The organism is Amycolatopsis sp. NPDC026612 (genome assembly GCF_040638285.1).
In the GTDB taxonomy this organism is placed as follows: Bacteria; Actinomycetota; Actinomycetes; order Mycobacteriales; family Pseudonocardiaceae; genus Amycolatopsis.
Genome location: NZ_JBEZYB010000029.1, coordinates 23,219 through 37,657, shown reverse-complemented (window position 1 = coordinate 37,657; position 14,439 = coordinate 23,219). Strand labels below are relative to the sequence as shown.

The following is a 14,439-nucleotide window of genomic DNA, read 5'->3' as shown; positions in this document are numbered from 1 at the left end:
TCGCTCCGGTGCCGTGGGCTCGCCGCGGTTGCGGTGCCGCGCGGCGCCCAGGAATCCGGGCGGGCCGGGACCGCCCGGCTGACGATGGCCGGCGAGTCCCCGCTGAACCGCATCGGTGCCGCTGCACGCTTCACAGCCGCACCGCCCGATCCTCGTGCCAGCAGGTCAGGGGCCGCAGCCCCGCCCGGCTCCACTCGCCGGCGACCGTCAGCGGACGGCCCGCCGACAGCGCCAGCAACGACCACGGGTACGCGTACGGCACCAGCGGCAGCGCCGTGCCGTCCTTTTCGGACAGACACCAGCCGCCGGCGTGTTCGGCCGGGGTGACACCCGACAGCAGGACGGGCCAGCGTTCCAGCCACGGGTCCGCCGCCATCGCCCGCGCGTACGCCGCCAACGCGTCGCCGATCGAACCGCCGTCGGCCGCCGGTGCCGGGGCGGGGATACCGCGCTCCGCCACGAGGGCCCGCAGCGGTGCCGCGCCCGGGTAGAACGCCAGCTCGGCGGTGAGCAGGTGCCCGGCAGGCAACGACGCGTCGAGAGGGCGGCCCGGCGGCGCGAACGACAGCACCAGTGCGTCCCGGCCCGTGCGGCGGCCGCGCAACCACGTGCGCCGCGTGAGCAGCCGATCGGTTTCCTCGTCCGCCGCACCGGTGATCAGCCACTCGTCGGCGACGCGCTCGCCGTTTTCCAGGACGCGCGCCGTCTCCACCGAAAACCCGAGCCGCGTGCGGACGGTCTCCGCCAGCGCGGGCGGCAGCTCGTCCAGGCGGGTCGCCGCGTCGGCCAGGAGGTACAGCTGGGCAAGCTCGGCGAGCAGTGCCTCCGGCCAGTCGCGGCGACCGACGATCCCGGCCGCCCGGCGCAGGCCGCCGGCCAGCCCGGATGCCTGTGCGTCGACCATCCGCGCCGCGACCGTGCGCAGCTCTTCGCCGCCGTTGCGCTCGAAACCCGCCAACCCGGCGCCGATCCGGTCGGTGAGCCAGACCTTCAGCTCCGCGACACCCCCTTCGACGCGGGCGGCGCGTTCGCCGGCGCGACGGGCCGCTGCCTCCTCGTCCTTCGGTCCCGCCGCCTCCGCGCGTTTCTCCGCCCGCTGCGCGCGGTCGGCGCGTTCGGCCAGCCACGTGTGCACCCACTCCGGTGGCTCCGCCGGGTCGAGCCGGCCGGTCGCCCAGAGCAGCAGCAGTCCCAGCGCGTGCTTGCACGGGAACTTCCGGCTGGGACAGGAACACCGGAACGCGGGCTCGGCGAGCTCGACGCACGTCTGGTACGGCTTCTTGCCGCTGCCTTGGCAGAAGCCCCACACGGCGTCTTCGGACGCGCCCGCGCCCGACCACTTCGCCGGCGTGGCCAGCGCCCGGCCCGCCTTCTCCGAAGCGGGATCCGGCGCGAGCCCGGCCACGCGTTCCGCGGTCCACGGCACCGCCGTCACCACCTGTCCCCCCACTGTGCTCCCTCGCTTTCCGGTACTCGCTGAAGCATGCCAGCACCCACCGACATTTTCCGGAAGCCGAGTATTCTAGTGCTAGAATATGACCGTGTTGACCGACGCGGAATTGACGGTGCTTGGCCTGGTGGCCGAGCGGCCGAGGCACGGCTACGAGCTGGACGAAGTCGTCTCGGAACGCGGCATGCGCGACTGGACCGCGCTCGGCTTCAGCTCGATCTACTACGTGCTGGGCAAACTCCGCGACCGCGGCCTGGTCGCCGAGGTCGCGGGGGAACGCGCGCACCCCAAGGCCAAGAAGACGTTCACGGCCACCGAAGCGGGCCGGAAGGCGTGCGCGGCCGCCGCCGAAGCCGCCATCGCGGAGCTGCGCCCGGTGCACCCCCCGGTGCTCGTCGGCCTGGCGAACAGCCCGGTCGTCCCACCCGAACGGCTCGCGGCGGCGCTGGCCCGGCGCGCGGAAGCGGTCGAGGACCGGCTGGCCGACGTCCGCCGCGCCGCCGCGGCCCAGCCCGGCGCGCCGCCGTTCGTCCGGGCGATCTTCGGCTACTCCATCGCGCAGCTCGAGGCGGAAGCCGGGTGGCTGGAAGGACTGACCTGATGCCCTACGACGTCAAGAAGGACCTCAAGCAGCTCTACGCACCGAAGAACACCGCGTGGGCCCTGGTGGACGTCCCCGGTCAGCAGTTCCTCGCGATCGACGGCCGCGGCAACCCGAACACGGCGGAGAGCTACCGGAAGGCCGTCGAAGCGCTCTACGCCTTCACGTACACGATCAAGATGACGGCGAAGAAACGCGGTGAGGACTTCGTCGTCGGCCCGCTGGAAGGCTTGTGGTGGGCCGAGGACTACGCCGCGTTCACGGTGCGCGCCAAGGATTCCTGGCAGTGGACGATGCTGATCGCCCAGCCGCCGTGGATCGGCGAAGACGCCGTCGAGGACGCCCGGGAAACTTTGCGGCACAAGAAGAAGGTCGACGCGCCGGTCCGGCTGGAGAAGCTGCACGAGGGCCGCTGCGCACAGGCGCTCCACATCGGCTCGTACGACGACGAGGGGCCGCTGCTGGCTCGCCTGCACGACGAATTCCTCGCGCAGCAAGGCGTGAAGCCGACCGGCTTGCACCACGAGGTCTACCTCGGCGACCCGAGACGCGTCGAACCCGCGAAGCTGAAGACCGTGCTGCGGCAGCCGGTCGGCTGAGCTCAGTACTCGCTGGTCGCCGGCCAGGTGTCGTCGTGCAGGAGGCGCTTGAGGATCTTGCCGGTCGCGTTGCGGGGCAGGTCCGGGACGAAGTAGACGTCCCGCGGCACCGCGAACCGGGCCAGCCGGTGGTGGATGTACTGCCGGATGTCCTCCGCGTGCAGCGACGCGCCCCGCCGCGGGACGACGTAGGCCGCCAGGCGCTGGCCCCACTCCGCGTCCGCCACCCCGACCACCGCGGCGTCGTGCACGCCGGGGAGCGCCACCAGCGCCTCCTCGACCGGGCGCGGGAACACGTTCTCACCGCCGGAGACGATCATCTCGTCGGCCCGGCCGGTGACGAACAGCCGGCCCGCCGCGTCGAGGTAGCCGACGTCGCCGCTCGCCATCATGTCCGCCGCGCGGGCCGGGTCGGTCCCGCTCGTGTAGCCCTCGAACAGCATGTCGTTGCCGACGAAGATCTGGCCCTCGCCGCCCGGCGGCACCGGCTTGCGGTCCTCGTCGAGGATCGCCAGCCGCGTGCCGAGCGGGCAACGGCCGGCCGTCGTCGGCGCCGCGCGCAGGTCGGCCGGGTCGGCGATGCTCGCCCAGGACACCTCGGTCGAGCCGTAGAAGTTGTAGAGGACGTCCCCGAAGGTGTCCATGAAGGACGTCACGAACGGCCCGGACATCGCCGAGCCGCTGCTGGCCACGATCCGCAGCGAGGACAGGTCGTAGCGCGCGCGGACCCGCTCGGGCAGGTCCATGATCCGCTGCAGCATGATCGGCACGGCGAACAGCGCGTCGCACTTCTGCTCGGCAATCGTCCGCAGCGTCTCTTCGGCGTCGAACTTCCGGATCAACGCGAGCGACGCCCGCAGGGCCATGCCGATCTGCATCGCGGCGAGGCCCCACGTGTGGAACAGCGGCGCCGCCACCAGCAGCCGGTCGCCGGAGCGCAGCGGGATCCGGTCGAGGATCGCCGCGGCGGTGCCCAGCCCCTTCGGCGTGGGGCGGCGGGCGCCCTTCGGCGTCCCGGTGGTGCCGGAGGTGAGCACGATCAGCCGTCCCGGCCGGTCGACCGGCTTCGGGCGGTCGGCGGGGGCGGCGTGGATCAGCTCGTCGACGGTCGGGTAGCCGGTGTCGGCGTCCGGCCAGGTGCTGATCCGGGCGAAGTCGCCCGGCACGTTCGCGATGGTCTGCGCGAACTCGTCGTCGGCCAGCACGGCGGACGGCTGGTGCTCGGCGAGGACGTCCTTGACCGAAGCCGCGGACAGGCCGGTGTTCAGCAGGATGACGTCGGCGCCGAGCTTGCTGGCGGCGACGAACGACTCGATCATCGCGGAGTGGTTGCGGCACATCAGCGCGATCCGGTCGCGCTCGACGACGCCGAGTTCGCTCAGCGCGTTCGCGAGCCGGTCGCTGCGCTCCTGGACTTGGCGGAAGGTGCGCAGGCTGCGCTCGTCGTGCAGGGCGGGCTCGTCCGGAACGCGGGCCGCGGCGGCCTGGTAGCCGCCCGCGACCGTGGCGCCCCACTGCGCGAGGGAGTTCAGCTGACGCGCCAGCTTGTCCGGCCGCCCGGCGCTGAGCACGCCGGCGCGCAGCAGGATGCTCGTGGTGCGCAGCTTGGAGGCCTTGTTGCCGTCGCTGTCGGCTTCGGGGTCGTGTTCCCCGGACAGGTGCAGGTCGAGGCGCCGGGCGAGGGAGCGGAGGTCCTTCTTGATCGACGACACCAGTTCCAGGTGCGACGGCGGCAGCATCATCCGCACGAACAGCTCGGTCTTGCCGCCGGCCAGCGCTCTCAGTTCCAGCGAGACCCAGGTGCCCTCGTCGGGGACCCCGCACCAGACGACGTGCTCGCCCGGCCGGTACACGACGGCCTGCATCTGCGTCTCCAGCATCGGTCCCCGCGCGGGGACGATCCGGACCATGCCCTTCGGGCCGCGCCCGCGCCCGGCCGGCTCCTGGATCTCGCACCAGCTGATCTCCGGCACGAACCGCGAGTACCACTCCGGCGATCCGACGATCTGCCACACCACGTCCGGCGGGTGCCCGACCACGGCGCTCGCTTCGATCACATCGTCACGCATCGTCTGCCCTCACCGAAGTGTCACCGAACGCACGTTCAGGTCACGGAGGCGTCACATTAGCAGCAAACGGGTGATCAGGGATACTCCGAACGGCCAGATACCGGCGGGTAACGGCCACTCGCGGTAGGTCCTCCGAAAGTCCACTGTAGACCGATTAACGGCGTTCACCGAGGATAGCGGCAATCGGGGCCGGCCGGGCGGCGGCGACAGGATGTTCGAAAGGGGCGAAGGAGCCGTCCGGGATGCGCGGAGGAGCGATGAGGCATTTGCGACATCAGGCGCCATAGCGGGCGACCAGCTCTGCGCCGAGGCGGGCCAGCTCGGCCCGGACGGACTCCGGGCCTTCCACTTCGACCAGCGCGCCCCAGCCCGCCAGCTCCTGCGCGATCATGACCGGCGCCGGTGCGGCGACCCGCGCGCGGACGCGGTCCCCGGGCAGCTCGGCGACCAGCTCGCAGTGCCGGCCGAACCGGTCCCGCAGCACCCCGAAGTACCGGCGGCCGAGTACGACGTCCGCGCTCAGCAGGGAACGGTGCTTCTCCACCTCCTCGACGACTTCCCGCCACACCGCGGCCAGTTCCAGGTCCGACGGGCGGTCGGCGGGATCGCCGGTCGGGGTGGCCGAGACGATCCGGTCGACGCGGAAGGTGCGCCGGCCCTTCGCGGTTCCGGCGACCAGGTACCAGACGTCGTCCTTGTCGACCAGGCCCCACGGATCCACCAGCCGCTCGGACTTCTCGCGCCCGGCGTAGGTCAGGAGCACCTGACGGCGGGCGATGACCGCGTCCCGCAGCAGCTCGACCATCGGCGGGCGTTCCTTCGGGCGCTCGCCCCAGCCGGCCTGGTCGACGACGACCGCGTTCGCCGCCGCCTCGGCCTCCGCGCGGAACGTGCCGGGCAGGGCGCCCATCAGCTTCCGCAGGGCCGACTTGACCTCCGGCGCCCCCGCCGCGGCCGGGCCGGCCAGCAGGAAGAGTGCCTGCGCCTCGCGCGCGCTCAGGCCCGAGAGGTCGGTGCGCGCGCCGCCGACGAGCTGCCAGCCGCCGCCGCGGCCCGGCTGCGGGTAGACGGGCACGCCGGCGGCCGAGAGAGCTTCGAGGTCCCGGCGGGCGGTCGCGACGGAGATCTCCAGCTCCGAAGCCAGCTGGGCGGCCGTGACGCGGCCGCGCGTCTGCATCAGCAGGAGGGTGGCCACGAGGCGGTCGGCGCGCATGGGGGAAGTGTCGCAAACAAAGTGGTCACTCAGTGAGCACTTTTACTCGGCATGATGGCTCCACACCGCTTGAGAGGAGCAGGACATGCTGCGAGGAATGGCCACCGTCTCGTACTACGCCGCCGACCACGAGGCCGCGAAGGCCTGGTACACGGAGTTCCTGGGGATCGAGCCGTACTTCCAGCGGCCCGGGTACGCGGAGTTCCGGATCGGCGACTACCAGCACGAACTCGGGCTCATCGACCGCAAGTACGCGCCCGCCGGCCAGGACGCGCCGGGCGGCGAGGTCGTCTACTGGCACGTCGACGACCTCGAGGCGACGGTCGCCCGCCTGCTCGAGCTGGGCGCGAAGGAGTTCGAGCCGATCACCGAGCGCGGGCCCGGCTTCGTGACGGCGTCGGTCGTCGACCCGTTCGGCAACGTCCTCGGGGTCATGACGAACGTGCACTACCTCTCGGTGCTGGCCGGACGTTCCTGAGCCGATCGGGCGGCGCCCACGAAAGCTCCGCCCGATCGTCGGTATGTGCGCGAGCACCACTGGATCTTCCTCAGGTGTAGCCGCCGCGCACATGGCTGGCGACCGGCGTCACGCTTACCGTTCCCGTCCATGACCAGCGATCTGGACGGGCGCACCGCCCTCGTCACCGGCGGCGCCGGCGGCATCGGCCTCGCCTGCGTCCGCGCCCTCGCCGCGGCCGGGGCCAAGGTGCACGTCGTCGACTTGGACCGGGACCGCGCCGAGGCCGCCGCCACCGAGGTCGGGGGCTGGGCGCACGCCGCCGACCTCAGCGATCCCGCTTCGATCGGCGAGCTGCCCGGCGAGGTGGACATCCTGGTCAACAACGCCGGCGTCCAGCACGTCGCGCCCATCCAGGACTTCCCGCCCGATCGGTTCACCCACATCCAGGCGCTGATGGTCACCGCGCCCTTCCTGCTGATCCGCCACACGCTCCCGGCGATGTACGCCAGGGGCTGGGGGCGGATCGTCAACATGTCGAGCGTCCACGGGTTGCGCGCTTCCCCCTACAAGGCCGCGTACGTCGCCGCCAAACACGGCCTCGAAGGCCTCTCGAAAGTCGCCGCGCTCGAGGGTGCCGAACACGGCGTCACCAGCAACTGCGTGAACCCCGGGTACGTCCGCACCCCGCTCGTCGACGGCCAGATCGAGGCACAGGCCGCCGAGCACGACATCCCGCGCGAGGACGTCGTCGCCGAAGTCCTCCTCAAGCGCGCGGCGATCAAGAAGCTCATCGAACCCGAGGACGTCGCTTCCCTGGTGGTGTGGCTGTGCTCCCCGCACGCCGGCCACATCACCGGGGCTTCCATCCCCCTCGACGGCGGCTGGACCGCAGCTTGAAAACCAACCCCACAAGGAAGTGGAGCCCGCAGTGAGCCAACCCCAGCGGTCGGCGATCGCCAAGATCGTCGGAGCGAGCCTGATCGGTACCACCATCGAGTGGTACGACTTCTTCCTCTACACCTCGGCCGCCGCGCTGGTGTTCAACAAGCTGTTCTTCCCGACGGCGAACCCGCTCACCGGCACGCTGCTGGCGTTCCTGACCTACGCCGTCGGGTTCCTCGCCCGGCCGATCGGCGGCCTGGTCTTCGGTCACTTCGGCGACCGGCTCGGCCGCAAGAAACTGCTGGTCGTCAGCCTGGTGCTGATGGGTGGCTCGACCTGCCTGATGGGCGTGCTGCCGACGTACGCCACCGCGGGGGTCCTGGCTCCGGTGCTGCTCACGCTGCTTCGCCTCGTCCAGGGCTTCGCGCTCGGCGGGGAGTGGGGCGGGGCCGTCCTGATCGTCTCCGAACACGGTGACGCCCGCCGCCGCGGCTTCTGGGCGAGCTGGCCGCAGTGCGGCGCGCCCGGCGGCAACCTGCTGGCCACGGCGGTGCTGGCGACCCTTTCCGCGACGCAGTCCGACGCAACGTTCATGGCGTGGGGCTGGCGCGTCCCGTTCCTGCTCTCGGGCGTGCTGCTGCTGATCGGGCTGTGGATCCGGCTGGCCGTTGCCGAGTCGCCGGTGTTCCTCGCGGCCCGGCGCCGGGCTGAGGCCCGCGACGGGAAGCACGTGCCGGTCGTCGACGTCTTCCGCAACAACCGGCGCCAGGTGCTGATCACCATCGGCGCCCGGATGGCCGAGAACGTGTCGTACTACGTGATCACCGCGTTCATCCTGGTGTACGTCACGACCGGGCTGCACCTGCCGAAGGGGGTCGGCCTGACCGCGGTGCTGATCGGCTCGGCCGTGCACTTCGTGACGATCCCGGTGTGGGGCGCGCTGTCCGACCGCGTCGGCCGCCGTCCGGTCTACCTGTTCGGCGCGATCGGGATGGCGTTGTGGAGCTTCGCGTTCTTCGCGCTGCTGGACACGAAGTCCTCGGCGGTGATCGTGCTGGCCACCACTGTCGGGCTGGTGCTGCACGGCGCGATGTACGGCCCGCAGGCCGCCTTCTTCGCCGAGCAGTTCCCGACCCGGGTGCGCTACACCGGCCTTTCCGTCGGCGGTCAGCTGTCGTCGATCGCCGCCGGAGCCGTCGCTCCACTGATCGCCGTGGCGCTGTTCTCCAGCTGGGGCAGCACGCTGCCGGTGTCGATGTACGTCACGGCGATGTGCGTGATCACGGTGATCGCGCTGCTCGCCGCCCGCGAAACCCGCGGCGAATCGCTGCACGACGACGTCGAGGCGGAGACGGCCACCGTTTCGCCCACTGTGCCGATCGGTACCAATCCGACCACAGCCACGGCCGAATGACTCCGTGGCAACGGTTACGTGCCGCGTGGGCGGCGGCCTGCTTTTGGCCGGATTAGTACCATGACCGCCGTGACCGCACCCTCGGACGCGTTGCGCCGGCTGCTCGACCTGCTCGCCTCCGGGGCGAGCACCGAGCAGCTGGCGCACGTCGTCGTGGCCGCCCGCGCCGAGGGCGCTCTCGACCCGGCCGACCTGGCCGCGCTGGCCAGCGCGGGGGAGCTGGCCCTGCGGATCCGCGAGAAACTGGCCGAGCACCGGCGCCGCGAGGCCCAGCTCACCGCGCTGTTCGAAACCGCGAGTGAGCTCGCCGCCCTGTCCGATCCGGACACCGTGCTGCGCTCGATCGTCCGGCGGGCGCGGGCGTTGCTCGGCGTCGACGTCTCCTACCTCAGCCTCAACAACGAAGCCGAGGGCAAGACCTACATCCGGGTCAGCGACGGCTCGGTGTCGGCGGAGTTCCAGCAGATCGTGCTCGGCATGGGGGAGGGCCTCGGCGGGCTGGTCGCCCAGACCGCGCGGCCGTACGCGACCTCGGACTACTTCAACGACGACCGGTTCAAGCACACCCGGCCCATCGACTCCGGCGTCGAAGACGAGGGCCTGACCGCGATCCTCGGCGTTCCCCTGGCGATCGGCCCGAAGGTGCTCGGCGTGCTCTTCGCCTCCGATCGCGCCGCCCGGGAGTTCTCCGCCGGCGAAGTGGCGCTGCTGTCGTCGCTCGCCGACCACGCGGCGATCGCCCTCGACAGCGCGAACCTGCTCGACCAGACCCGCCGCGCGGTCGCCGAGCTCAACGAGGCCAACGCGACGATGGAACGCGCCGAGGACGCGCACGACCGGCTGACCGACCTCGTGCTGAGCGGGGGCGATCTGCCGGACGTCGCCGACGCGGTCGCCGACGTGCTGCACGGGGATCTCACGGTGTACGACGCCGACGGCACGCTCCTGGCGAGTTCGTCGGCTCCGGTGGTGCTCGACCCGGCTCCGTTCGACCAAGACGTGCTCGCCGCGGCCCGCACCACCGGACGCGCAGTGTCCACAAAGGACAACTGGGTGTGTGCGGTGCAGGCGGGCCCCGAACTGCTCGGCAGCCTGGTGCTGACCGGCCGCGCCGGGCTCACCGACCCCGACCGGCGGCTGTTCGAACGCGCCGGCGTCGTGACGGCGCTCCTGCTGATGCTGCGGCGGTCGGTGGTGCGCGCCGAGGACGAGGTCCGTGGCGAGCTGCTGACCGACCTGCTCACCGCGCCGGGCCGCAACCCCCGGGCGCTGCTGGCCCGCGGCCGCCGGCTGGGGATCGACCTGTCGGCACCGCACGCGGTGCTGGTGGCGCACGCGGACGGCGGCTCGCGACGGCGGCTGGCGAGCGCGGCCGCCCGGCACGCGACTCTGGTCGGAGTGCACGCCGAAGAGGTGGTGCTGCTCGCCGCGGGCGATCCGGACGAGCTGGCCCGCCGCGCGGCGGCCGACCTCGGCTCGGCGACCGGCCGCCCGGTCACGGTGGGCGCGGCCGGCCCAGCGAGCGGGCCGTCGGCGATCGCGGAAGCCCACGCGGAGGCCGCGCGGTGTGTCCGGGCGCTGCTGGCGCTCGGCCGGACGGGCGAAGGCGCGGCCATGACGGGGCTGGGGTTCCTGGGCCAGCTCCTCGGGGACCGCGCGGACCTGGACGCGTTCGTCCGGCGGACGCTGGGTCCCGTCCTGGACTACGACGAACGCCGCGGTACCGAGCTGGTGGCGACGCTGCGGGCCTACTTCGCGAACGGATCGCAGCTGGCGCGCACGAAGGATGTGCTGCACGTCCACGTGAACACGGTGGTGCAGCGGCTCGAGCGGGTCGCGACGCTGCTGGGGGAGGACTGGCAGGCACCGGACCGGGCGTTGGAGATCCAGCTGGCGCTGCGGCTGCACCGGCTCGGCGGGCCGCGGTGATTTCTCCGAGAATGCCGCGGACCAGTATCCGTTGCGCTGCTCGGCAGTCCGGTGGGTCCGCCGCCCGGCGCTAGCGGATCACCGCGTGGGCACGGCATGGTGGAAACCGACGGATACCGAAGGACCTGGGGGTCTCATGAAGGAATTCGAAAGCGCACTCGCGGCGGCGTTCGAGGTCGGCCCGGCCGCGGTGCCCGGGCTGGCGATCGACCGGCTCGACGGACGGCCGACCGGATCCGGCCCGGCGCCGTGGTGCTACACCTGGGTGGCCGAGCCGGCTCAGGCCGGTCAGACCCGGTAGGTGACCGAACCGTCTCCACCGGTCGTCGGGTTCAAGCGGCACCTCCGTACCGCGGTGGTGCCCGGCGACGCGGTCTACGTGCTGTCCGAAGACGGTGCGACGGCGCTGAGCGGGCCGCACCTGGAGTCCCTGGTCCCGTTGCTCGACGGCACCAGGGACTTCGCGGCGCTGCGCCGGGAACTGCCCGCCGGCATCCCCGCCGAAGAGGTGGCCGGGGTGCTGACCCGGCTCGCCGAAGCCGGGCTGATCGGCCTGCGCCCGGCGGCTCCCCAGCCCCAAGCGGCCTACTGGGACGCCGTGGGCACCGACGGCGAAGCCGCGGTGGCCGCCGTCGCGCGCGGCCGGGTGGCCTTGATCGGTGCGGATCCCGCGGCGGCGGACGTCCTGCGCGCGGCTGGGCTCACCGTGGCCGAAACCGCCGGGGAAGCCGATCTGTCCCTGGTGCTGTGCCACGACTACCTCGACCCGTACCTGTCCGAAGTGGACGCCGAGCACCGCGCGGCCGGGCGGCCGTGGCTGCCGGCCAAACCGGTCGGCGCCCGGGTGTGGATCGGCCCGTTCTTCACTCCCGGCGACGGTCCGTGCCGGCACTGCCTGGCCGCCCGGCTGTGGGGCAACCGGCCCGCCGAGGCCCACGTGCGCGACGCGCTCGGCCTGCCAGGACCGTTGCCGCGTCCCCAGGTCACGCTCACGCCGCTGACCGCCGTCGCGCTCAACCTGGTCGCCCTCGAAGCGCTCAAGTGGCTGGCCGGGCAGCGGTATCCGGGCCAGCAGGCACTGTGGACGTTCGACAGCCGTGACCTGACCGGCGAACGCCACGAAGTGCGCGCCCGCCCGCAGTGCCCGTCCTGCGGGAACCCGGACCTGGTGCGGGAGCGGACGCGCCGGCCCGTGGTGTTCGCATCCCGCCCCAAGGCCGGCACCGGCGACGGCGGGCACCGCGCACTGTCGCCGGAACAGGTCCTCGGCACCTACCGGCACCTGGTCAGCCCGCTGACCGGCGTCGTCAAGGAGCTGCGCCGCGACACGCGCGGACCGGCCCTGTTCAACTCCTTCCGTTCCGGCCCGAACGTCGCGCTGGGGCGGCGCGGCGCCGAGCGGCTGCGCACGGCGCTGCGGAGCGAGAACGGCGGCAAGGGCGTCACCCCGATCCAGGCCGAGGTGAGCGCGCTGTGCGAAGCTCTCGAACGGCACAGTGGCCATTACGACGGCGACGAAGAACGGGTGCGTGCCGGCTTCCGCGAGCTGGGCGACAAGGCGGTGCACCCCGGCACGTGCCAGCTGTTCCACGAACGCCAGTTCGCCGACCGGGTGCGCAGCAACGCGAGCCACGGGCCGTTCCAGCACGTCGTCGAGCCGTTCGACGACGACGCCGTGCTGGACTGGACGCCGGTGTGGTCGCTCACCCGGGGCGAGCACCGGTGGTTCCCGACCGCCCTGCTGTACTTCGGCGCGCCCGGGCCGCCGTCCCTGCTCGCCGACTCCAACGGCAACGCCGCGGGCGGCACGCTGGAGGACGCCGCGCTCCAGGGCATGCTCGAGGTCGTGGAACGCGACGCCGTCGCGCTGTGGTGGTACAACCGCACCCGGCAGCAGGCGGTCGACCTGGACGCGTTCGGCGACCCCTGGATCGCCGAACTGCGCGAGGCGTACGCGGGGTTGGGCCGCGAGGTCTGGGTCCTCGACGTGACTTCCGACGTCGGAGTGCCCGTGCTGGCCGCCCTGTCCCGGCAGACCGGCGGGTCCGGTGAGGCGATCATGATGGGGTTCGGTGCGCACCTCGACCCGGCCGTCGCCCTGCGCCGCGCGCTGACCGAGCTGAACCAGATGATGCCCGCGCTCCTGGACGGGTGGGACGGCGGCGGCGACCCGGACGCGAAGCGGTGGCTGAGCGACGCGACCGTGGCCACCGAGCCGTACCTGCGGCCCGACCCGGCACTCGGACTGGCCCGCCTCCGGGACGCCTCCTCTCCCGACCTGCTGGCGGACGTGAAACTGGTGCAGACCAGGCTCGAAGCCGCCGGGCTGGAGGTGTTCGTGCTCGACCAGACGCGGCCCGACATCGGCCTGCCCGTGGTCAAGGTGATCGTGCCGGGCCTGCGCGGGTTCTGGGGGCGCTTCGCGCCAGGGCGGCTCTACGACGTGCCGGTGCGGCTCGGTCGCCTGGCCGAGCCGACCGCCTACGAAGACCTCAACCCGATGCGGATCTTCCTTTAGCACTGCCCGTCGGCGAGGATCCAGTAGCCCGGGGACGTCTCCCGCAAGGCGTGGAAGGTGAAGGTGTTCCACAGCCCCATGGCCTGGTTCGAACCGTTCGCGTAGGTCTGGCCGGCGCTCTGGTGCGCCCGGCCGGCCTGCGTGTGGGCGTAGTTGCTCGCGCTCACGCAGGTGCCCGACGGCGTGGTGCTGGTGGTGGTGGTCGTCGTTGGGGGTGCGGCCGTCGTCGTGGTGCCGGTTCCCTTGTCCAGGCCGAAGAACACGCCGGTGTAGTAGCTCGAGCAGATCCCGGCGAGGAAGTACGCGCCGGTGCTGCCGCACTGCGTCGTGCCGGTGCCCGGGTCGACCGCGGTGCCGTGGCCCATGCCCGCGATCGAGTACAGCTGCACCTTGTCGGCGTAGTTCGTCAGCGTCGTGCCACCGGGCAGGGACTGCGTGTTCGTCGGCGTCGGGGAGACGCCGTGCACCGCGGTCCACTGGTCGCGCAGCTCGGTGCCGTTGACGGGGTAGACGGTGTAGTCCGCGGTGCCCTGCCAGATCGCGACGCGCGGCCACGGTCCGCCGTAGCCGGGGTACTGCGCCTTGACCTTCGACGCCCACTGCGCCGGCGTCAGGTGCTGGTCGTTCTGCTGGCAGTTCGTCGCTTCGGTGACGCTCGTCGCGCACTGGGCGGGCAGCCCGGCGTCGATGCCGCCCGCGGCGAAGACGTCCGGGTACGCGGCGAGCAGGTCGGCGGTCATCCCGCCGCCGGCCGACAAGCCGGTGACGAACACGCGCGACCGGTCGGCACCGTGGTCGGCGATCGCCTTGTCCACCATGGACTTGACGGACGCGGCTTCGCCGTTGCCGCGGGTGTCGTCCGCGGTGGAGAACCAGTTGAAGCACTTCAGCGAGTTGTTCGCGGTCGGCTGCTGGGGGAACACGACCTCGAACCGCCAGCGGTCGGCCAGCGCGGGCCAGCCCGAATGGGCGTAGTAGTCCGCGGCGCTCTGCGTGCAGCCGTGCAGGGCGACGACCACCGGACGGCCGGTCTCGAGCCCGGCGGGGGTGTAGGTGTACATCGCCAGTGCGCCGGGATTGGCGCCGAAGGAGGGAATCTGCACGAGGGACGACGGCGGCGGGTCGGCGGCGGCCACCCCGACGGTGGTGAGCACGGCGGCGGTGATCGCGGCGAGTCCGGCGAAGGCGAGCTTGCGCATGGTGAGTTCCTTCTCGTCGTTGAGAGGGGCCTCAGCGACGCTAAAACGGCTCCCGGGTTCAGGCCATGTGGCCGCCCACCACATCGTCCCGGCGATTCATGGTGA

The 14,439-nt window shown here is 72.3% G+C and carries 12 protein-coding genes; 8 read left to right on the top strand and 4 right to left on the bottom strand.

Translation table 11 applies throughout. The features are described from left to right. Positions 1 to 130: 130 nt before the first annotated feature. Positions 131 to 1,438, bottom strand: a complete 1,308-nt coding sequence (locus tag AB0F15_RS24960; RefSeq protein ID WP_360274817.1) for an SWIM zinc finger family protein — start codon at positions 1,436 to 1,438, stop codon at positions 131 to 133. A 103-nt stretch (positions 1,439 to 1,541) separates the two neighbouring features. On the opposite strand from AB0F15_RS24960, the gene AB0F15_RS24955 reads away from it, so the two are divergent. Beyond that, a complete protein-coding gene (locus AB0F15_RS24955; RefSeq protein ID WP_360274700.1) occupies positions 1,542 to 2,051 on the top strand; it encodes a PadR family transcriptional regulator in 510 nt (169 codons plus the stop codon). Then, complete coding sequence (locus AB0F15_RS24950; protein WP_360274697.1) at positions 2,051 to 2,650, top strand: GyrI-like domain-containing protein; 600 nt, start codon at positions 2,051 to 2,053, stop codon at positions 2,648 to 2,650. The genes AB0F15_RS24955 and AB0F15_RS24950 overlap by 1 nt, the downstream gene beginning before the upstream one ends. Before the next feature lie 2 nt (positions 2,651 to 2,652). Here AB0F15_RS24950 and AB0F15_RS24945 read toward each other — a convergent pair whose 3' ends face one another. Next, entirely contained in the window at positions 2,653 to 4,719 is a 2,067-nt protein-coding gene (locus AB0F15_RS24945; protein WP_360274695.1) for an AMP-binding protein, read from the bottom strand. Positions 4,720 to 4,993: 274 nt separating this feature from the next. Then, the gene (locus AB0F15_RS24940; protein WP_360274692.1) at positions 4,994 to 5,932 is read right to left on the bottom strand and encodes a WYL domain-containing protein; all 939 of its coding nucleotides are present in this window, start codon (positions 5,930 to 5,932) and stop codon (positions 4,994 to 4,996) included. Between the two features lie 85 nt (positions 5,933 to 6,017). On the opposite strand from AB0F15_RS24940, the gene AB0F15_RS24935 reads away from it, so the two are divergent. The 6 genes from AB0F15_RS24935 to AB0F15_RS24910 all read left to right on the top strand — a co-directional run bounded on the left by AB0F15_RS24935 (position 6,018) and on the right by AB0F15_RS24910 (position 13,135). Next, positions 6,018 to 6,410, top strand: coding sequence for a VOC family protein (locus tag AB0F15_RS24935; protein WP_360274690.1), 393 nt, complete (start codon positions 6,018 to 6,020; stop codon positions 6,408 to 6,410). 129 nt (positions 6,411 to 6,539) lie between these two features. Beyond that, positions 6,540 to 7,289 (top strand): 3-hydroxybutyrate dehydrogenase, encoded by a 750-nt coding sequence (locus AB0F15_RS24930; RefSeq protein ID WP_360274687.1) that lies wholly within the window; start codon positions 6,540 to 6,542, stop codon positions 7,287 to 7,289. A gap of 31 nt (positions 7,290 to 7,320) precedes the next feature. Continuing rightward, on the top strand, positions 7,321 to 8,688 hold the full coding sequence (locus AB0F15_RS24925) for an MFS transporter (protein WP_360274684.1): 1,368 nt from the start codon (positions 7,321 to 7,323) through the stop codon (positions 8,686 to 8,688). A gap of 60 nt (positions 8,689 to 8,748) precedes the next feature. Then, positions 8,749 to 10,617 (top strand): GAF domain-containing protein, encoded by a 1,869-nt coding sequence (locus AB0F15_RS24920; RefSeq protein WP_360274681.1) that lies wholly within the window; start codon positions 8,749 to 8,751, stop codon positions 10,615 to 10,617. 136 nt (positions 10,618 to 10,753) lie between these two features. After that, complete coding sequence (locus AB0F15_RS24915; protein WP_360274678.1) at positions 10,754 to 10,918, top strand: hypothetical protein; 165 nt, start codon at positions 10,754 to 10,756, stop codon at positions 10,916 to 10,918. Continuing rightward, positions 10,919 to 13,135: a TOMM precursor leader peptide-binding protein gene (locus AB0F15_RS24910; protein WP_360274675.1), complete on the top strand. Its 2,217-nt coding sequence runs from the start codon at positions 10,919 to 10,921 to the stop codon at positions 13,133 to 13,135. Here AB0F15_RS24910 and AB0F15_RS24905 read toward each other — a convergent pair. Beyond that, positions 13,132 to 14,334: a PHB depolymerase family esterase gene (locus tag AB0F15_RS24905; protein WP_360274672.1), complete on the bottom strand. Its 1,203-nt coding sequence runs from the start codon at positions 14,332 to 14,334 to the stop codon at positions 13,132 to 13,134. The two genes, AB0F15_RS24910 and AB0F15_RS24905, sit on opposite strands and share 4 nt — an antisense overlap. Positions 14,335 to 14,439: the final 105 nt, after the last annotated feature.

What these genes read in the sequence shown, in the direction of transcription:
- AB0F15_RS24950 (WP_360274697.1), top strand. Translation starts at nt 2,051, where the DNA reads ATGCCCTACGACGTCAAGAAGGACCTCAAGCAGCTCTACGCACCGAAG.
- AB0F15_RS24945 (WP_360274695.1), bottom strand. Translation starts at nt 4,719, where the DNA reads ATGCGTGACGATGTGATCGAAGCGAGCGCCGTGGTCGGGCACCCGCCG.
- AB0F15_RS24940 (WP_360274692.1), bottom strand. Translation starts at nt 5,932, where the DNA reads ATGCGCGCCGACCGCCTCGTGGCCACCCTCCTGCTGATGCAGACGCGC.
- AB0F15_RS24935 (WP_360274690.1), top strand. Translation starts at nt 6,018, where the DNA reads ATGCTGCGAGGAATGGCCACCGTCTCGTACTACGCCGCCGACCACGAG.
- AB0F15_RS24930 (WP_360274687.1), top strand. Translation starts at nt 6,540, where the DNA reads ATGACCAGCGATCTGGACGGGCGCACCGCCCTCGTCACCGGCGGCGCC.
- AB0F15_RS24920 (WP_360274681.1), top strand. Translation starts at nt 8,749, where the DNA reads ATGACCGCCGTGACCGCACCCTCGGACGCGTTGCGCCGGCTGCTCGAC.
- AB0F15_RS24915 (WP_360274678.1), top strand. Translation starts at nt 10,754, where the DNA reads ATGAAGGAATTCGAAAGCGCACTCGCGGCGGCGTTCGAGGTCGGCCCG.
- AB0F15_RS24905 (WP_360274672.1), bottom strand. Translation starts at nt 14,334, where the DNA reads ATGCGCAAGCTCGCCTTCGCCGGACTCGCCGCGATCACCGCCGCCGTG.